The 18,554-nt window shown below is 62.2% G+C and carries 14 protein-coding genes and 1 tRNA gene; 4 read left to right on the forward strand and 11 right to left on the reverse strand.

Features of this window, described 5'->3' with window-relative positions; all coding sequences use genetic code 11:
* Window positions 1-156 precede the first annotated feature (156 nt).
* The 3 genes from EP30_RS10510 to EP30_RS10520 all read right to left on the reverse strand — a co-directional run bounded on the left by EP30_RS10510 (window position 157) and on the right by EP30_RS10520 (window position 3,318).
* A complete protein-coding gene (locus tag EP30_RS10510) occupies window positions 157-501 on the reverse strand; it encodes a hypothetical protein (RefSeq protein WP_140558569.1) in 345 nt (114 codons plus the stop codon).
* Between the two features lie 256 nt (window positions 502-757).
* Entirely contained in the window at window positions 758-2,059 is a 1,302-nt protein-coding gene (locus EP30_RS10515) for an O-acetylhomoserine aminocarboxypropyltransferase/cysteine synthase family protein (RefSeq protein ID WP_140558571.1), read from the reverse strand.
* A 50-nt stretch (window positions 2,060-2,109) separates the two neighbouring features.
* Window positions 2,110-3,318 (reverse strand): amidohydrolase, encoded by a 1,209-nt coding sequence (locus tag EP30_RS10520; RefSeq protein ID WP_258185486.1) that lies wholly within the window; start codon window positions 3,316-3,318, stop codon window positions 2,110-2,112.
* Window positions 3,319-3,656: 338 nt separating this feature from the next.
* Between EP30_RS10520 and EP30_RS10525 the strand changes: the two genes are divergently transcribed.
* The gene (locus EP30_RS10525; protein WP_140558589.1) at window positions 3,657-4,301 is read left to right on the forward strand and encodes an alpha/beta hydrolase; all 645 of its coding nucleotides are present in this window, start codon (window positions 3,657-3,659) and stop codon (window positions 4,299-4,301) included.
* A gap of 125 nt (window positions 4,302-4,426) precedes the next feature.
* Here the strand turns inward: EP30_RS10525 and proC are convergent, their stop codons facing one another.
* From proC to EP30_RS10545, 4 genes are all read right to left on the reverse strand, one after another.
* Complete coding sequence (proC, locus tag EP30_RS10530; RefSeq protein WP_094661790.1) at window positions 4,427-5,242, reverse strand: pyrroline-5-carboxylate reductase; 816 nt, start codon at window positions 5,240-5,242, stop codon at window positions 4,427-4,429.
* Window positions 5,243-5,384: 142 nt separating this feature from the next.
* The gene (locus EP30_RS10535) at window positions 5,385-5,963 is read right to left on the reverse strand and encodes a TetR/AcrR family transcriptional regulator (protein ID WP_094661791.1); all 579 of its coding nucleotides are present in this window, start codon (window positions 5,961-5,963) and stop codon (window positions 5,385-5,387) included.
* Between the two features lie 121 nt (window positions 5,964-6,084).
* Window positions 6,085-6,909, reverse strand: a complete 825-nt coding sequence (gene fetB / locus EP30_RS10540; protein WP_094661792.1) for an ABC transporter permease — start codon at window positions 6,907-6,909, stop codon at window positions 6,085-6,087.
* A complete protein-coding gene (locus EP30_RS10545) occupies window positions 6,906-7,637 on the reverse strand; it encodes an ATP-binding cassette domain-containing protein (protein WP_258185487.1) in 732 nt (243 codons plus the stop codon). Before EP30_RS10545 ends, fetB begins: the two co-directional genes overlap by 4 nt.
* Window positions 7,638-7,797: 160 nt before the next feature.
* On the opposite strand from EP30_RS10545, the gene EP30_RS10550 reads away from it, so the two are divergent.
* The 3 genes from EP30_RS10550 (at window position 7,798) to EP30_RS10560 (ending at window position 10,299) form a co-directional block, all read left to right on the forward strand.
* Window positions 7,798-8,445 (forward strand): DedA family protein, encoded by a 648-nt coding sequence (locus EP30_RS10550; RefSeq protein ID WP_140558573.1) that lies wholly within the window; start codon window positions 7,798-7,800, stop codon window positions 8,443-8,445.
* A gap of 72 nt (window positions 8,446-8,517) precedes the next feature.
* On the forward strand, window positions 8,518-9,225 hold the full coding sequence (locus EP30_RS10555; RefSeq protein WP_140558575.1) for a response regulator transcription factor: 708 nt from the start codon (window positions 8,518-8,520) through the stop codon (window positions 9,223-9,225).
* 9 nt (window positions 9,226-9,234) lie between these two features.
* Window positions 9,235-10,299, forward strand: coding sequence for a sensor histidine kinase KdpD (locus tag EP30_RS10560; RefSeq protein WP_140558578.1), 1,065 nt, complete (start codon window positions 9,235-9,237; stop codon window positions 10,297-10,299).
* 123 nt (window positions 10,300-10,422) lie between these two features.
* On the opposite strand, the gene EP30_RS10565 is transcribed toward EP30_RS10560, so the two are convergent.
* From EP30_RS10565 to ileS, 4 genes are all read right to left on the reverse strand, one after another.
* Window positions 10,423-10,495 (reverse strand) — tRNA-Ala (locus tag EP30_RS10565).
* A 123-nt stretch (window positions 10,496-10,618) separates the two neighbouring features.
* Window positions 10,619-12,730 carry a translation factor GTPase family protein gene (locus EP30_RS10570; protein WP_140558594.1) on the reverse strand — a complete coding sequence of 704 codons (2,112 nt, stop codon included), beginning with the start codon at window positions 12,728-12,730 and terminating at the stop codon, window positions 10,619-10,621.
* Between the two features lie 192 nt (window positions 12,731-12,922).
* A complete protein-coding gene (locus EP30_RS10575) occupies window positions 12,923-13,834 on the reverse strand; it encodes an amidohydrolase family protein (protein ID WP_181160884.1) in 912 nt (303 codons plus the stop codon).
* Window positions 13,835-14,217: 383 nt separating this feature from the next.
* Window positions 14,218-17,532: a mupirocin-resistant isoleucine--tRNA ligase gene (ileS, locus tag EP30_RS10580; protein ID WP_375137762.1), complete on the reverse strand. Its 3,315-nt coding sequence runs from the start codon at window positions 17,530-17,532 to the stop codon at window positions 14,218-14,220.
* Window positions 17,533-18,554: the final 1,022 nt, after the last annotated feature.

Raw genomic sequence — 18,554 nt, forward strand, 5'->3', positions numbered from 1 at the left:
GAAATACCCAAACCAATGTCCGGGAATACCCAGATCAGAGTCAACCGTGTTCGGAAATACCCAAACCAATGTCCGGTTCGACCCAATATTCGCCAAGATCCTCAATACCTGACCAAGTACGATCCCGCATGCACCTATTCCCGCTATCCCTCCTCGCTATCCCTCCGGCCAAAGATAGGCAAACATGGCATCGAATGCCGCCATGGCCTGTTCGATGGGCGTGGCGTCGGCGGGGACGGGCGTAGGTGATTGGCTGATGAGCAGGGCACGGTAGCCGTCGTAATACTCGGAATCGATGTCGGCGAGATAGTCCTCGTACCGTTCGGTCATGTACTGGTAGGCCATGTCCCGCGTGGTCTGTCCGGCATGGTTGACGGCGAGATAGTTGTGACCGTCGGAGCAGCACTCCCAGTAGGCGATAATGTATCCGACGACTTCGGTGCCGAGTTCACCGATTTTTTCGAGTTCACCGAATTTCCCGAATTCATTGAGTGGCCGCATAGCGGATTCCTGCCATTCTTTTGTCATACGGATGCGATGCGGCATACGGATGCAACGAGACGCAACGAGGCCGCATCATAGACAGCACACTGCCATCATCGCATTCACCCAAACGGCGTACTCACCGACCGCACGCCGTTCCGTCGTCGTTCCGTCACCGTCTGGAGACGTGCCACGACATGTCGGCGCGAGCTGACTCATCAGTCAGCAAACTCATCAATCAGCCAGCCAGCCCGCCGCCACGCCAGCCCGCCGCCTACTCCGCGAACGCGGCGTCCAACGCCTGGTCAAGATCAGCGATCAGATCCTCGGGATCCTCCAGACCGATGGACAGACGGATCAGATTGTCGGTCACGCCGGCACGCAGACGGTACTCCTCGGGCACTTCGCGATGCGTGATGCGGGCCGGGTCCACGATCAGCGAGCGCGCGTCGCCGATGTTGGGGATGTAGGTGAATACGCGCGTGGCGTCGAGCAGTCGGCGTACATGTTCCTCGTCGCCGTCGATGAGGAACGAGAGGATCGTGCCCACGCCGTTCGGATAGTATTTGGCCACCAGATCACGCTGGTCGGTGTCGCCAAGTCCGGAATAGTTGACCTTGAGCACGTGTGGATTGGTCTGCAGGTGCTTGGCGATGGCGGTGGCCGTGGCGACTTCGCGCTGTTCGCGTTCGGGCAGGGTTTCGAGTCCCATGAGCTGCAGGTAGGCGTTGAACGGGGCCTGCACGGCACCGAATGTGCGCACGTATTTGATGCGCACTCGGCGGATGTATGCCTTGGGGCCGAAGGCGTCGGCGAAGCTGCGCCAGATGCCGTTGCGCTCGTCGCTGACGACGAGTTCCTTGCGGGTGAACTGCGGGTGGCGGCCGGCGGCCCAGTCGAATCGGCCGGCGTCGACGACCACGCCGCCGAGTGCGTTGCCGTGTCCGGTGATGCCTTTAGTGGTGGAGTGCACGACCACGTCGGCGCCGAATTCGATCGGGCGGAACAGGTAGGGGGTGGGTACGGTGTTGTCGATGATCAGCGGGATGCCGTGCTTGTGGGCGAGGTTGGCAAGCGCTTCCACGTCGGTGATTTCGGTGGACGGGTTGGCGACGGATTCGGCGAAGATGGCGCGGGTATCGGGCCCGATCTTGGATTCGACTTCCGTGAGGTCGTTGATGTCCTTCACGAAGTCGGTGTGGACGCCGAACTGGGGGAAGAAGGTTTCCATGGCGTCCACGGATGCGCCGTACAGGTTGGTGGGCGAGATGATGCGTCCGCCGCCTTCGGCTGCGCACAGCAGGGCGAATGACACTGCTGCCATGCCGCTGGCGACGGCTACGGCGTCGTCGCCTCCTTCAAGCTGGGCGAGGCGCTGTTCGAGCACGTCGATGGTGGGATTGGCCACACGCGAGTAGGAGAATCCCTGCTCCTCGCCGGCGGCGAGCCTGTCGCCACGGACCGCGGATTCCATGTCGAATGCGGCGCTCTGGTAGATCGGCGGCGTGGCTGCGTCGTGGTTGGCGCGGTTGTCGTAGCCGCCGTGGATGGCGATGGTGTGGAATCCGTTGGTCATGGGATGTTCTCTTTTCTCGTGTGTTCAGTTGCGCGTGTTCGGCCGCGCGTTCAGTTGCTGGTACAGATCGTACGACAGATCGGACGACTGTCTGTCGGCGTGGTCTCGTTGAGTTCCGCGAGCGCATGCTGGGCGATGGCGGTCAGGAATCGTACTCCGGAGATGATGCCGTGCGGGTCGGGTGCGAAGGTGGGACCGTGCGGCGCGTTCGTGTCGCCGGCGCCGATGCGGACGAACAGTCCGGGTGCGCGGTCGAGGTAGTACGAGAAGTCCTCGCCGCCGAGGTCGGCCCATCCGGGGCGGGTTTCGAGTCCGGTTTCGGCGGCGATCTCGCGGCCGACTGCGGCCCAGTGCGGGTCGTTGTCGACGGATGGCGAGCCGAAGAACCATTGGACGTCCGCGTTCACCCCGTAGGCGGCGGCTGTGTTCTCGACGATGCGTACGGCCCGGTCCTTGGCGATCTGCCGGTCGGCGCGTTCGGTGGTGCGTACGGTGCCTTCGAGGAATGCGGTGGATGGCAGCACGTTCCAGGTGTTGCCGGCCTCGATGTGCGTGACGGACAGTACGGCGGGGTGCACGGGGTCGAGGCTGCGGCTGACGACGGTTTGCAGCGACTGCACGATGGCGGCCGCGGCCACGATCACGTCGTCGCCTTTGGTGGGTTCGGCGGCGTGGGTGCCGTGCCCGGTCACGGTGATGGCGAATTTGTCGACGGCTCCGGATGTGCCGCCTTCCTTGATGTAGATGGCTCCGACCTCGCCGGGGGCGTCGTGCGTGCCGAAGAACGCCTGTACGTCGTCGAGTGCGCCGGTGTTGAGCACCTGTACGGCTCCGGTGGGGTGTTCCTTGGTGGCGCGGCCTTCCTCGGCGGGTTGGAAGATCACCTTGATCGTGCCGGCGAGGGTGTTGCGCGCGTTCTGCAGTTCGATGGCCGCGCCGAGTGCGACGGTGAGGTTGAAGTCGTGCCCGCAGCCGTGCATGTATCCCGCGTGTTCGGACGCGTACGGCAGGCCGGTGTTTTCGGTGATCGGCAGGCCGTCGATGTCGCCACGCAACGCGATCACCGGACCGGGTTGCGCACCGCGGATGACGGCGACCAGTCCGGTCTTGAGTCCCGTGTTAAGGATTTCGACGCCGTGGCTCTCAAGGATCCGTCTGATGCGTGCGGTGGTGGTGTGCTCCTCGTATGACGGTTCCGGATGCCGGTGGAACCATCGGTAGTGTTCCAGCAGACTCTGCTCAAAAGCCGATTCGCTCATGGGATCGTCCTTTTTCCTCTTGATCGGGCGGCACGGGCCGGGCATACGCGTCCCGTGAAACATGCAATGTTTCCATGTAAGCCGGTTTTCTGGCGCTTGACAACGCGCCGAGTATACGAAGAACTTATGGTCTGTTCGAAACCGTTCGCATGCATTCGTCTGCTCACGGCCATACCCTGAAGTCAGGCCCGACGGATATATCACATATCGGAATGAATGATCAGTATTCCGACATCACCGCCGCCGACGCCCGGACCGGGCATGATCGCGATGATCATCGCCCGTCATCCGAACAGGACCCGACCATAACCAACACCATAACCAACGAAGGACGACCGATGGACATCACCAAGGCATTGACCAGAATCCGCAGCAACGTCAGCACTCCCGTGTTCGTGCTGCTGCACGGCTGGGGATCGAATGAATATGATCTGCCGGATCTGCTGCGTTTCTGCGCTCCGGACGCGGATTACGCCTCGCTGCGCGCGCCCATCGAATACGGCATGGGCTACACGTGGTTTGGTACATGGGATCACGAAGGTGTGCCGTCGGGCGAGTCGTTGGACAAGCAGGCGCTGGACGCCGCCGAGGCGATCGACCGTTGGGTGACGGACAACATCGACGAGTCGCGTCGCGTGGTGACGATGGGATTCTCGCAGGGAGGACTGCTGGCCGGGCATATGCTGCGGGTGAACCCGGATCGGTATATGGCAGCCGTCAGCTTCTCCGGCTGGCTGGCTCCGGGTGAGCTGCCGGGCGACGCGAAGCTCGGCGAGACCACTCCCCCGGTGTTCTACGGCCATGGCGGCGCCGATACGATCTTCTCCCCCGATGAGCTGGCCGCCATGAGCGGGTTCTGGCAGTCGCACAGCACGCTTACCGAAAAGATCTATCCCGGCATGGAGCACAGCATCAACATGCCGGAACTGCGTGACGTGTCCACGTTCCTGCAGTCCATCGGCGCGGCGCGCCCCACGTTCTGACGATCATCGGTTCGGCGTTTCGATATTTCGACGGTTCGACGGACCGTATCGTTCGTTCCGTCGAACCGTCCGTGGTCTGCAGCCGATGAATCATACCGACTTGCAGACCGCGGAACCACACAATCTCAGAGTTCGCGCGAACGCTGGGCGGCGGCGGATACGGCCTTCATCACCGTGCCGCGGAATCCGGCCTCCTCGAGCACCGCGTATCCGGCGATCGTGGTGCCGGCGGGCGAGGTGACCATGTCCTTGGCCTGCGCCGGGGTCATGTTCCGGTCCAGGATCAGCTTGGCCTCGCCGAGGCAGGTCTGGGCGGCCAGACGGTATGCGGTGTCGCGGGGCAGCCCCTCCTTGAGTCCGCCGTCCGCAAGCGCCTCGATGAACATGGCGACGAAGGCGGGCGCGCTGCCGGAGAGTCCGGTCACCGCGTCGATCAGATGCTCGGGCACGAATTCCACAATGCCGATGGATGCGAACAGTTCCTTGGCGAATGCCTTCTCCGCGTCGCTGAAGTCGCTGTCGGAGCTGAGCGCGAAGGCTCCGGCACCCACGAGGGCGGGCGTGTTCGGCATGAGTCGCAGTACGCGCGGGGTGCCGTCGACGGTGCTGCGGATGCGATCGGCGGTGACTCCGGCCATGATCGACAGCACGGCCTTGCCGTCGAACGATCCGCAGTTGGCGGCGGTGGCGGCGAACGACTGCGGCTTGACGGCCAGCAGGATCATGTCGGATGATTCGACGACCTCGCGTTCGTTGGAGGCGGTTCCCAGTCCAAGATTCTTCGCTCGTTCGATGGAGCTGGCGTTCGGATCGTAGATGGTCACGGATGCGGGGTCGACCACGTGGTGCGCCACCGCGCCTCCGATGATTGCGCCGCCCATGTTGCCGAAGCCGATCACGCCGATGCGCGGAGTCGCCGTAGACGTTGTGTTGTCTGCCATGTCAGATCCTTTCCTTGGAGGTGCCCACCCGGAACGGCGTGACGTTCGTCGTCGTGTCCGAGCCTGCCGTGGTATCCATCCCATGCGCCACGACTAGAACGAAGTCTAGTTTTCGTTTGTGAACGATTATGCCTATGCCGCCTCATGCCGCGGACGCGATGCGACGAACGCCTTCGCGAATGTCGTCCTCGCTTGGGGGAACGGTCGAGAGCGCGCAATGAATGGAGAGGCCCTCGATCATCGCGTCGAGCAGCTGTGCCGTGCGCGGGTCGAAGAACCGTCGCAATTGTTCGCGACTGCGGCCCATCCATCGTGTGGTGATGTCACGGTAGGAGGGGTCGCGTGCGGCCAGCGTGTAGAACTCGAGGTTGAGGTTGAGATCATGCTGGCTGCGGAACACGTCCTCGGTGATCGTCCGGACCACGGCGTCGCAGGCCTGATCGCGGGTGGTGACTGCGGCGAACCGTTCCCGCATGCGTCGTACGCTTTCGTCGGCGAACCGTTCGAACGCCTGATGCAGCAGGTCGTCCATGCCGTCGAAGTAGTAGGTCATGGACCCGAGTGGCACGCCGGCGGCAGTGGCCACCACGCGATGCGAGGTGCCGGCCACACCCTTTTCCGCGATCACGTCCAGACACGCCTCGATGATGCGGTTCCGACGTTCGGGGTCACCGCGTCGTTCCCCGCGTCGCGCATGATTGTCGCGTTCAGATTCCGCCATAGTGTCCATCCATTCCGCGCCGTATGATCACCGTCTGATCATTCTCCTGTACATGTGTACACGATCAGTCGGATATTCGCGGTATTCGACGGCCATAGTCATGAAGGGTACGGAACGACCGCTATAGGTCGGTGCGCAGACGATGGTTCTCGGTGAACGCCATGCGATAGACGAGCATGACGATAAGCGTATCGGCGAGCGCGGTGAGCGACGAGATCACGGCGAGTACGACGAACTGGTATCGTGCGGCCTGCACCGGATCGCCACCGGCGATGATCTGACCGGCCATCATGCCGGGGATGAGCACAATGCCACTGGATGCGAGCTGGGCGATGGTGGGGATCAGTCCGAGTCGTACCGCCGAGGTGATGGATGGCATGGCGGCCTCCAATGGCGTGGCGCCCCAGGCGAGCATCGTCTCGATCTCGTATCGGCGGGTGCGGATGTCGTCGAACAGTCGTGTGATGGCCACGGCGATGGCGGATACCACGTTGCCAAGCAGCATGCCGACCATCGTGACCACGACCTGCGGCGCGTACCACGGCTTGGGTCGGATGATGAGTTCCACGACCACGGAGAACATGAGCACGGCACTGGCGAGCAGGGTGAGGAACACCGGCAGCGCCAGCCCCTTCGGCAGGCCGCTGCCACGGGTGAGCGTGATCTGCACGGCGGCGATGATCATGACGCCAAGCAGGGCGAATACGAGCCACCACTGGTTCACCCGGATCACATAGCCGATGATCAGGCCCATGGCCAGCAATTGCACGAGTGACCGTACGGTGGCCCACAGCAGTCGGCGTTCCACGCCGAGTTTGAGCACCGCGGAGATCACGGACGCCAGAGCGACCAGCAGCAGGGCGACCAGCAGACCCCAGTTGTCGATCGGATAGTCGGACGCGGCGCCTTCCGTGCTGGTGACGAGAATACCGTTGATATCGTTCATGCCTGCACCTCCTTCGGGGACACTTCCGTCAGAACTCCATCCGCAAGTTCGAGAATGCGTGCGGCCATGCCGTCGGGGTCGCGATGGCGTACACGGCAGACGGCCATGCCCCGCTCCGAGGCCTTGGCAAGCAGATGCGCGGCGCGTATGGCATTGTCCGGATCGAGTCCGGCGTCCACCTCATCGGCCAGCAGCACCTTCGGTCCAGTCAGCAGAGTGCGCAGCAGGCATACGCGCGCCTGCTGCCCCACGGACAGGTCCTGCGGAGATCGGTCAAGCTCCACGTCACGCAGTCCGATCTCATCCAGCGCCCGACGCAACGTATCGTCGTCGGGAATGACGGCCGCGGAATCACGACGGACCTTCAACGTAAACGGGTATCGGATCGCCTCCGCCACAGTCGCGCCCATCAGCACCGGACGCTGTGGCACGTACGCCACCTGTGTACGCCATTGTTCGGGAGTGAACCCGTCGGCGGAACGCCCGTCGAGCGCCATGCGGGCGTCGGAGTCGGCATTGAGCTGCGCCATGCACTCCAGTAGTGTGGATTTGCCGGAGCCGGACGGTCCCACCAGATCGACGATCTGCCCGGCATACAACGTCAACGACAACCCTTGGAAAAGGGTCTTCCACTCGTCCCCATGCCGTACGCGGCACATGGCGTCGTCCACCTGAAGTACGGACGTGAGCCCATTCGCCGACTGTTGGTCTCTTTCAATTGCAGCCATGACTTCAGTCTAGAATCGTTCCTTTCCATAGGTTCCGGCGATTCTCAGCGCTTTCTGAGAACACGTATCGCAGTCTTGGAATCAGGACGATCCCTGGACACTGTCTCGGAATCGACCGCACTCATTGCCATTGTCACGATCAATTTCACAAGGATCCGATATGCCAAGTTTTCTCAGTCCTGAATTCATCATCTCCGCGGCGGGTCCGTGGGCGCTGGTCATTTCCGCAATCATCGTGTTCGCCGAAACCGGTCTGCTCGTCGGATTCTTCCTGCCCGGCGACTCGCTCGTATTCCTGCTCGGCATGGTCTCCGCGGCCACCGCGCTGCCCGACTCGCCGCTCGCCCACACCTCGCTCGTACTGATCTGCATTGTGATCGGCATCGCCGCGTTCATCGGAGATCAGACCGGATACGAACTCGGCCGCAAGGGACGCGACAGCCGACTGCTACGGTCGTGGACCCAGGGCAAGAACGCCGAACGACTCGAACGCGCACACTCGTTCTTCGTCAAGTACGGCTACAAGGCCATCATCCTCGCCCGCTTCGTACCGATCCTGCGCACCTTCACCCCGTTCGCCGTCGGCCTGACCCACTACGACCACAGGAAGTTCATCTCCGCCAACCTCATCGGCACGCTGATCTGGGGCATTGCCCTGCCCACGCTCGGCCACCAGCTCGGCCGCGTGAGCCTGATCGCCAACAACATCGACGCCGTATGCATCATCATCGTGCTGATCTCCGTCATGCCGCTGGTCATCAAGGGTGTGCGTTCCGCGCTCGCCTCGCGTGGCGCCACCCGCGCGTAAGACGTATTCCGTCGCACATTCCGTCGTGAAACGTGAAACAATGTGACCATACGATCGACGAAGGAGATGGTCATGGCGGACGAGACGTCGTATGCGATTTCCGATCCGGGGAAACTACTGCAGCCGGCCGTGCTGTTCATCGAGGATGATCCACGCATCGGGTCGATCACCGCGGAGATCCTCGGCGACCACTATCGCGTGGACTGGGTGACGACCGGCGCGGAAGGCCGTAAACGTCTCTTCGACATGACCTACGATGCTGCGATCGTGGACCGCCGACTGCCCGACGCCGATGGACTCGAGCTGGTCCGGGAGGCCCGCGGCAGCGGCATCACCACACCGGTGCTCATGCTCACCGCGTTGGGCAGTGTGGACAATATCGTGGAGGGGTTGGACTTCGGCGCCAACGACTACCTGACCAAGCCGTTCCATTTCGAGGAGCTGGAGGCGCGATTGCGTGCGTTGCTGCGTGGATATCGCGCCGAACAACGCGCCTACGACATCGGCGACTGGCGACTGTTGCCGAAGTCAAACATGATCGAATCCCCCGATCTGACCCGCATTCCGCTCACCCATGCCGAATGCACGCTGCTGACCACGCTCTGCTCCTCGCCGCAGCACGTGTTCTCCCGAGCGGAGCTGCTGCGACTCGTGTTCAGCGAAAGCGACACGGAGGGCACGATCGACACGTATGTGTCATACATCCGACAGAAGACCACACGACATATCATCGACACCGTACGCGGTCACGGATACATCATCGGAGAGCCGCGCGAATAGAGGAAATTCATGGATCACGGCACAACATCACCAACCGCTCCGGCGTCTTCCAAACCGAACCGTCTCACCCATGCCGCGGCAACGATCGTGGCACGTGTGCTCGGCGATCGGGCGGCGGCCAGCATCAGTCTGCGCATGACGCTGGCCATGACCGTGATCACGATGATCGGCAGCGGATGCCTGATCGCCGGCGTGCTGCTCGGCTCCCGGCACGAGTTCAGCGAGCGCGGAATCGATCCGAACGACGTGAACGCGGCGGCGTCATCGGTTGGCACGTGGGTGATCGATCAGAAGAAGGCGTTGGCGTTCATCGTACTGTTTTCGCTGGGGATCATCATGGCCACGGCGTTGGTCGGCTGGTATTTTTCGCAGCGCGAGTTGGCGCCGTTGCACGAGGCGCTGCGATTGCAGAAGAATTTCGTCGCCGACGCCAGTCATGAACTGAAGACGCCGCTGACGGTGATCAGTCTGCAGACCGATCTGGTCGAATACCGCCAGTCGCGCGGCATGCCGATCGACGATGCCGTGAAACAGTTGCGTGACGATGTGGATCGGATGAACGACATCATCAACGACCTGCTGCTGGCGGCGCAGGGGGCGCAAAAACCCGAACCGGTTGCATTGGGCGAGGTGATCGACGAGGCCATGTCGACGGTGGATCTGCTGGCCCGCAGCAAGCAGGTGACGGTCGACTGCAACGATGCCACGGCGATCACGGTGCTGGGCGGACGGTTTGGCCTGGTGCGATGCATGGTGGCCGTGCTCGACAATGCGATCGCACACTCCCCCGCCGACTCGCACGTTCGCGTAAATGCGTATACGACCGGCGAGTCGTTGCGTGCGGGCAAGCGTCAGGCGGTGATTCTGGTGAGCGATCAGGGCAACGGCATCGGCGACGATCCGGAACGACTGTTTCAGCGGTTCGCGCGGGCGGATGACGGCACTGCGCATCAGGGGTATGGGCTTGGGCTTGCGTTGGCACGTGACGTGGTGTCCCGCTATCACGGCTGGATTGATGTGGAGTCCTCGTCATCGCAAGGCACCACGATGCGAATCACGCTGCCGGTGGCGTGATACGTCATGATGACGTTCGTGACACGCTGATTCGGCACGCCGGCCGCGTCGAGTGAGCCAATCGGTGAGCCGCCGAAAATTGCAAAAGGTCCGGGACCCATTCGGATCCCGGACCTTTATCCGTGGAGCTAGGGGGATTCGAACCCCCGACCCCCTCCATGCCATGGAGATGCGCTACCAGCTGCGCCATAGCCCCGTCAGCTGATCACCATCACCGCGATGGCAATCTGACTGGTCTCGTTCGGACTCGAGACATAATACGCGTATACCGTACTTCATGCAACCATCGGCGTGTCTCATTGCACCGACGTTGTGTCGACTATCGAATCGGACACAGTTCGAGATGCGCGTGCGCGTCGACATCACTCCACTTGATCGGATATCCGGCCCCGTGCGCGCAGAACACCGAGTCGGGCGTGTTCTCCAGATCGGATTCGGGATCATAGTCGGCTGATTCGATCACCTCGTCGGCGTTATGGCAGGGACGGTATCCGCCGAATGTGCAGCTGATCTGCCCCTGACCGTGCGTGTACGCGTTGACGTCCATCGCATAGTCGCGCATTTCGGAAACCGGTGCCGTGCCGGACAGCACCGCATACTCCCCGTCGTTCGACGGTGGGTCGAATTCGCCGCTCATGCGCTGCACGTCGGCCATGGCACGGCCGATCATGTCCTGCGGCACCTCGAGACGGAAGTCGTACCACGGCTCCAGCAGTCGGCAGTGTCCGTCGCGCTTCGCCTTCATCAGTCCCTGACGGACCGCCCGATACGTGGACTGACGGAAATCGCCGCCTTCGGTATGCTTCTCATGCGCTCGCCCGTTGATCAGCGTGATGCGCATGTCGGTGATCGGGAAGCCGGCCAGCACGCCGAGATGCTCCTTCTCCCCCAGATGGGTAAGCACCAGACGCTGCCAGTTGCGGTCGAGGATGTCCAGACTACAATCGGAGCCGAACGTAAGCCCGCTGCCGGCTGGGGCCGGTTCGAGCAGCAGGTGCACTTCGGCATAGTGACGCAACGGTTCGAAGTGGCCCACGCCTTCGATGGGCTCGGTGATCGTCTCCTTGTAGAGGATGCCGCCGGGACCGAAATCGATGTCGAGCGCGAACCGGTCGTGCATGATCTGCCGGATGATCTCCAGCTGCACGGCACCCATGAGCTGCACGTGGATCTCCTGCAGCCGTTCCTGCCAGGTGACGTGCAGCAACGGATCCTCGTCGTCGAGTTCGCGCAATGCGGAGAGGACCTTGTGCACGTCGTTGTCGCCGGGCAGCACGGTGTAGGTCAGCACCGGTTCGAGCGCGGGTTCGCCGGCATCCGGCTCCACTCCCAATCCTTCGCCGGGGAAGGTGCTCGTCGGGCCGGTCACCGCCACCACGGCACCGGCACGGGCCTCGTCGACGAGCGTGAATCGGGCACCCGAGTACACACGCACCTGATCGGCCTTCTCATGCCAGATCGAATCGGAGGGCACCGCCGAGGACGACTCCGAAGCCGATGCCGCACCCGGAGCCGTTTCCCCACCGTCGGCCGACGCACTCCGCTCGTTGGTCAGCACGCTTTTGACCGGCAGCGTGCCGCCGGTCACCTTCATCCACGTCAGCCGTCCGCCCTGCTTGTCGTGCGAGATCTTGAACACACGCGCACCGAACTCGTCGCCATGATCGGGTTGACGGACCAGCGCACGCAATCCATGAAGGAATTCGTCGACGCCCTGCAGTTTCAACGCCGATCCGAAATAGCAGGGAAACACCTTGCGTTCGGCGATCAGTCGACGAACGGTCTCGACGGTCAGCCTTCCCCGATCGAGGAACTCGTCCATGGCCGATTCGTCCTGCGTGGCCATGGTCTCCAGAACGTCATCGGGCAGATTGGGAAGATCGGACGGATCGTGGGAATCGGACAGGGTCGATGACTCGGACGTCGCAATGGTGGCAGAGGCATCATCGACGCCGCTCAACCCGTCGAACGGCACGCAGGCGTCGGAGAACCGGGCGCGCATCTGCTCCAGCACGGCCTTGCCGTCCGCGCCCACGGCGTCCATCTTGTTGACGAATACGAATGTGGGCACACCGTACCGTGCCAGCAGACGCCACAGCGTTTCCGTGTAGCCGCGCACGCCATCGGAGGCGCCGATCACCAGAATCGCATAGTCGAGTACACGTAGGGTGCGTTCCATTTCGGCGGAGAAGTCGACGTGGCCGGGGGTGTCGAGCAAGGTGATACGCAGATCGTCGAGGTCGATCACCGCCTGCTTGGAGAAGATCGTAATGCCGCGCTGCTTCTCCATGGCATCGGTGTCGAGGAACGCGTCGCCGTGGTCCACGCGACCGAACGAGCGGATCTGACCGGACCGGTAGAGCAGTCCTTCGGACAGCGTGGTCTTGCCTGCATCCACATGGGCGAGGATGCCCACCACAACCTGTTTCATCATCACCTCGGCGCACTCGGTCGGATTCATGTCACATGATGGCGGATTTCACGGGATGACACGGGGGCCACCGCAAATCGCCATCATTCGACAGTACCGGCACCCGTGCACCGCGGCGCGCGCACGGGACGGTATGGATTGAGCTGAGACATCGACGACGCCCGCCGCCGTATCGACCGCCGACGGCTCCTGTCACAAACCGAGGATCTTCGCAGCGGTGCCGTACAGCACCTTGCGCTCCTCCTCCGGCTGCAGATGCCAATCGCGAATGTTCCGCACCCCTTGGGCGATCGGGCCCAGCGGGAACGACGAGCCGAACAGCACCTGATCGGGAACCATGCACTCCGCCGCCTGGCGAAGCTCCGGAGAAGCATTGCCGCGAGTGCCCTCGAAGTCGGCCAGCAGATACAGATTCGTGTTCATGAACGCGATCGGCACCATTTCCGCCACCCACGGCCATCCGGCATGCGCGGCGACGAAGATAAGCTTCGGGAACGTGGTGACCACGCGGTGGACCTGACGCGGAATGGAGGGATCGATAAGATCGCTGGCGAACGCACTGACCGTCGCCAGGACCGGAAGACCGAGTTCCTGCAGACGCTCATAGATCGGGAAGACGCGTTCGTCGTCGAACCGCACGTCATTGCCGCCAAGCGGCTCGATGGACACCCCCTTGGCACCGCGCGCCACAACGTCCCGTTCGATCACGTCCAACGCCTCCTGAGGATTCGCCACGTCGAGGAACGGGAACACGAGAAACAGCTGCGGATCGCGGGCCGCATAGTCGAACAGTTCGGCGTTCGTGGTGTTGTACACCTTGCGCCCGGGCAGCACGGCCTTGACCACATGGGCTTCGTCGAGCTCGGTGCGCAGGGATTCGTAACCGCGGTCGATCGCCGCCGCGGTGATGTCGTATCCGAATCCGGAGAAGAACCGGCGAACCATCGTCTCGGAGAACCCGGCATCGTAGTGTTCGGAGAACGGGCGTAGACGGAAGTCGATGACGGGACCGAAGTCATCATTGTCATAATTGCCGTTCGCGGATGCGGCGGATTTCGCGGAATGTGCGGACTGTGTCTTGTTGTTCGACGATGCGCTTGTCATGGAGATCCCCCAATCTCGTTTTCGATCCCGTGTGGCCTGTGCGGACTGTGTGGTCCGTATGGTCTGGGATTCGGCATTGCGGTTGCATTGCGGTTGCATTGCAGGCAATGGTATTCAAATCAGGGTGTTGCAAATGGGCGGAACCTCACATTCCGAACACCGGCGTTATAGACAATGGTGATGTCTCGTTCAATGCCGATTCACGACTCGCAGGCGCCTTCGACGTCAACGCACAATACCGTCTCGATAACCGCAACCGCGCAATAACCGCAATAACGAACGGTGGCCCCGCGGTTCGGGGGAATCCGAACCGTGGGGCCACCGTGTAGGGGCGTCACGTCATGCGATCACGAACGTCATGCGCCCGATATCATGCGTTGTCGTCACGCCTTGGCGACGGTCACGCCGAGCTCCTTGGCATCGGCGTCGGCGGTGATCTCCACACCGGCCTCAGCCAGAGTCTCCGCGGCGATCAGGTCGCGGAACTGCTCGGCCTTGGGGGCGTCGGCGGCGGGCACGACCAGCTTCAGCGCGATGCGATCGGCGATGTCGAGTCCGGCGTCCTTACGGGCGTCCTGCACGGCGCGGATCACGTCGCGGGCGTAACCTTCGGCGATCAGGTCGTCGTTCAGCTCGGTGTCGAGGATCACGAAGCCGCCGGTCGGCAGTGCGGCGGACACGGAGTTGGCGGCCTCATGCGCGTTCTCCTCCTCCACACGGTTGATCAGCTCGTACTCGCCCTCCACGAGTGCGATCTCACCGTTCGGGGTCTCGGCCACGGGAGCGCCGTCCTCGCCGACATGCCAGGCACCGGTCTTGGATGCCTTGATGGCGAACTGGACGTCCTTGCGCAGACGCTTGCCGGCCACGCGGGCGTTCACCTTGAGCTCGTGGACGATCTTGAGACCCTGGGATGCGGCATCCTCCATGGTGCAGAACTCGATGTCCTTGACGTTGAGCTCGGACTTGAGGATCTCGGCGTACGCCTTGACCGCGTCGGCATCCTCCACCACGACGGTGAGCTTGGCGAGCGGCTGGCGCACGCGGATCTGCTGGGCCTTGCGCAGCGACAGCGTGCCGGAGACGACCTCGCGCACCTTCTCCATGGCGTCGACCAGCGCATCGTCGGCCTTGAGGGTGTTGCCAAGCTCGGTAGGCTCGCCGGTCTTCTCGTCGGCGAGGAACGGCCATTCGGCCAGGTGCACGGACTCGCCACCGGTCAGACCGCGCCAGATCGTCTCGGTCTCCATCGGAGCGAGCGGGGCCATCACACGGCACAGCACCTCAAGCGCGGTGTACAGGGTGTTGAACGCGTTGGCGTCCTCCTGCCAGAAGCGGTCACGGGTGTTGCGGATGTACCAGTTGGTGAGCACGTCGATGAAATCGCCCACCTCGTCGCATGCGTCGGAGATGGCGAACTCGTCAAGCGACTTCTGCACGTTGGCGACCAGCTTGCGCAGACGGGCCAGCAGGTAGCGGTCCATCTCCGGCAGTGCGGCCACCTCGTCGGCGGTGATCGCACGGGCGTCGAAGCCCTCGCCCTTGTTCGCCGCGTTGGCGTACAGCGTGAAGAAGTAGTAGGAGCTCCACAGCGGCAGCATGATCTGACGCACGGTGTCGCGAATGCCCTCGGACGTGACGATCAGGTTGCCGCCACGCAGAATCGGGGACGACATGAGGAACCAGCGCATGGCGTCGGAACCGTACTTGTCGAACACGCCGTTGACGTCCGGGTAGTTGCGCAGATGCTTCGACATCTTCTGGCCGTCGGAGCCGAGCACGATGCCGTGGCAGATCACGTTCTTGAACGCCGGGCGGTCGAACAGGGCCGTGGCCATCACGTGCAGCAGGTAGAACCAGCCGCGCGTCTGGCCGATGTATTCGACGATGTAGTCGGCCGGGAAGTGCTGCTCGAACTTCTCCTTGTTCTCGAACGGGTAGTGGAACTGCGCAAACGACATGGAACCGGACTCGAACCAGCAGTCGAGCACGTCGGAGATGCGGTGCATGTGGCTCTTGCCGGTCGGGTCGTCCGGGTTCACACGGGTCAGGTTGTCGATCCACGGACGGTGCATGTTGATGTTGCCGTCCTTGTCGCGCGGGTAGTCGCCGAAGTCGGCCTTGAGCTCCTCAAGGGAGCCGTACACGTCCACACGCGGGTACTTCGGATCGTCGCTCACCCACACCGGGATCGGGGAACCCCAGAAGCGGTTGCGGGAAATGGACCAGTCGCGCGCGTTGGCGAGCCACTTGCCGAACTGGCCGTCCTTCACGTTCTCCGGGATCCAGTTGATCTCCTGGTTGAGCTCGAGCAGGCGCGGCTTGATCTTGGTCACGGACACGAACCAGGAGCTCACCGGCTTGTAGATCAGCGGCGTGGCGCAACGCCAGCAGTGCGGGTAGGAGTGCACGTAGCTCTTCTCCTGGAAGAGGATGGCGCGCTTGTCCTCGTCGATCTGGGCGAGCGGGCCGTCTCCGGCACGCAGGTTGCGCAGGATCGGCAGGTTGGCGTCGAACACGAACATGCCCTCGTATTCGGGGCACTGCGAGGTGAAGCGGCAGCCGGCGTCGAGCACGTCGGTGCTCTTGATGCCCTTGGCGTTGAGCGTGTTCATATCGTCCTCGCCGTAGGGGGCCTGGTGGACCAGACCGGTACCTTCGACGGTGTCGACGTAGTCGGCGGTGAAGATCGTGTATCCCTGCGGACCGGGCACGTGGCCTTCGGATTCGGCCTCGTCACCGGCGAAGTACGGGAACACCGGCCAGTAGCGCCAGCCCTCCATCTCGGCGCCCTTGAGCTCGCGGACGATCTCGTAGTTCTCGCCGAGCTCCTTCTCGTAGTGCGGCAGCAGGGCCTTGCCGAAGTAGAACTTCTTGCCGGCGAACTTGCCTTCGGTGGGCTTGACCTCAACGTAGTCGATGTCGGCGCCGACCACGATGGCAAAGTTGGTGGGCACGGTCCACGGCGTGGTGGTCCAGAAGACGGCGTAGGCGTCCTCATCGCGCAGCTTGACGGCCACGGACACGGTGGTGTCCTGACGGTCCTGATACACGTCGGCGTCCATGCGCAGCTCGTGCGCGGACAGCGGCGTGCGATCCTTGGGGCAGTACGGCAGCACACGGTAGCCCTGGTAGGCGAGGCCCTTCTCGTACAGCTGCTTGAACGCCCACATCACCGACTCCATGTACGGGATGTTCAGGGTCTTGTAGCCGTGCTCGAAGTCCACCCAACGGGCCTGACGGTGCACGTAATCCTGCCATTCGCGCGTGTACTTGAGCACGGATGCACGGCAGGCGTCGTTGAACTTGTCGATGCCCATCTTTTCGATCTGATCGACCGAGTCGATGCCGAGCTCCTTCTGCGCCTCAAGCTCGGCGGGCAGACCGTGGGTGTCCCATCCGAATACACGATTGACCTTGCGACCCTTCATGGTCTGGTAGCGCGGGATCACGTCCTTGGCGTAGCCAGTCAGCAGGTGGCCGTAGTGCGGCAGGCCGTTGGCGAACGGCGGGCCGTCGAAGAACACGAACTCGTTCTGGCTGTGGTCGCCGGAAGGATTGCGTTCAACGGACTTCTGGAAAGTATCGTCCTTGTCCCAATAGTCGAGGGTCTTCACCTCGAGATCGGGGAAGCTGGGATTCGGGGCCACATGCTCCAGACTGGAGTCGGCTGCGGCCTTCGGGAACTTGTTGCTCACCGCTGGTCTCCTCATTCACAGTGTCACCATTACTACTGCTACGAGGACGACCGGCGTTCCACGATGATCACGAACATGCCCGGGCACATCCGCCATTCGTCGCGGCGCGTACCGACCGCGGTACCACCTCGCTTGCCGCACCGGTGTTCCAAAACCTCGTGGAACGGTGATGCGACCGCTTGTCCAGGGCTGTGTCGGGCCCACCCGCCGGTTCTAATAAGCCGCGCCACGCATATCCACATTGGACTTGGGCGACGTGCGACCGTTCTTCCGGAAGCTCCCCGCTGATGACGGATCGATGCTTACCACGTCACATGATAACACCGCCACGCGGACGCATGTCGCGCGTATCCAGGAAATGTGACCCGCACGACATCGTCTGGTAAAGCTACGTTTTATTCATTCATAGACGAAAATGGCACTGAGAATGATTCTCAGCAATACTTTTTCACTCAGCAAGCTACTCTGAGATGGACCGTTTTCACTATCGAATTTACAGCTCTATCTCTTCCTCGACCATGTTCCATCTTGTACCGCACAACGAGCGCTTACCAGTATTTAGTATGCAGAATTTAGTATGCAGATTATGTGATCATCGACGATTCGTTGCGTCTCTTAGTACGAACCCCGTTTGTCGAAAGCAATAAAGACCTGCCATGTTCTTTAGCTGTTTTGGCATACAGCGTCATGAGAAAAACGCTCACCCGATGCAAACTCATGCAGTAGATTTCATGATCTCCTACAGCATAGCCCTTCACAGCATCCGATTTGCCGAATAATGCGGAACGGGCAGCCAGGCGGCGGACGACCAGATGGCAGACAACCAAGTGGCAGACAACCAAGTGGCAGACAACCAAGTGGCACGGAACGGACAAATAGTAGATCGGCGCATTCTCTGCCACGAGCCGTGGCACGGAATGGCGAAACCTCCACACGGGTCATTCCCTGCCACGGGTCATGGCAAAGAATGACAAGATCGCCCAAATCGACGCTCCCTGCCACGATTTCCTGCCACACAATGA

Source organism: Bifidobacterium sp. UTCIF-39, from assembly GCF_006408715.1.
Classification (GTDB): Bacteria; Actinomycetota; Actinomycetes; order Actinomycetales; family Bifidobacteriaceae; genus Galliscardovia; species Galliscardovia tissieri.

Coding starts and splice junctions, on each gene's coding strand:
- EP30_RS10510 (WP_140558569.1), bottom strand. CDS start 501: ATGCGGCCACTCAATGAATTCGGGAAATTCGGTGAACTCGAAAAAATC.
- EP30_RS10515 (WP_140558571.1), bottom strand. CDS start 2,059: ATGACCAACGGATTCCACACCATCGCCATCCACGGCGGCTACGACAAC.
- EP30_RS10520 (WP_258185486.1), bottom strand. CDS start 3,318: ATGAGCGAATCGGCTTTTGAGCAGAGTCTGCTGGAACACTACCGATGG.
- EP30_RS10525 (WP_140558589.1), top strand. CDS start 3,657: ATGGACATCACCAAGGCATTGACCAGAATCCGCAGCAACGTCAGCACT.
- proC (WP_094661790.1), bottom strand. CDS start 5,242: ATGGCAGACAACACAACGTCTACGGCGACTCCGCGCATCGGCGTGATC.
- EP30_RS10535 (WP_094661791.1), bottom strand. CDS start 5,963: ATGGCGGAATCTGAACGCGACAATCATGCGCGACGCGGGGAACGACGC.
- fetB (WP_094661792.1), bottom strand. CDS start 6,909: ATGAACGATATCAACGGTATTCTCGTCACCAGCACGGAAGGCGCCGCG.
- EP30_RS10545 (WP_258185487.1), bottom strand. CDS start 7,637: ATGGCTGCAATTGAAAGAGACCAACAGTCGGCGAATGGGCTCACGTCC.
- EP30_RS10550 (WP_140558573.1), top strand. CDS start 7,798: ATGCCAAGTTTTCTCAGTCCTGAATTCATCATCTCCGCGGCGGGTCCG.
- EP30_RS10555 (WP_140558575.1), top strand. CDS start 8,518: ATGGCGGACGAGACGTCGTATGCGATTTCCGATCCGGGGAAACTACTG.
- EP30_RS10560 (WP_140558578.1), top strand. CDS start 9,235: ATGGATCACGGCACAACATCACCAACCGCTCCGGCGTCTTCCAAACCG.
- EP30_RS10570 (WP_140558594.1), bottom strand. CDS start 12,730: ATGAAACAGGTTGTGGTGGGCATCCTCGCCCATGTGGATGCAGGCAAG.
- EP30_RS10575 (WP_181160884.1), bottom strand. CDS start 13,834: ATGACAAGCGCATCGTCGAACAACAAGACACAGTCCGCACATTCCGCG.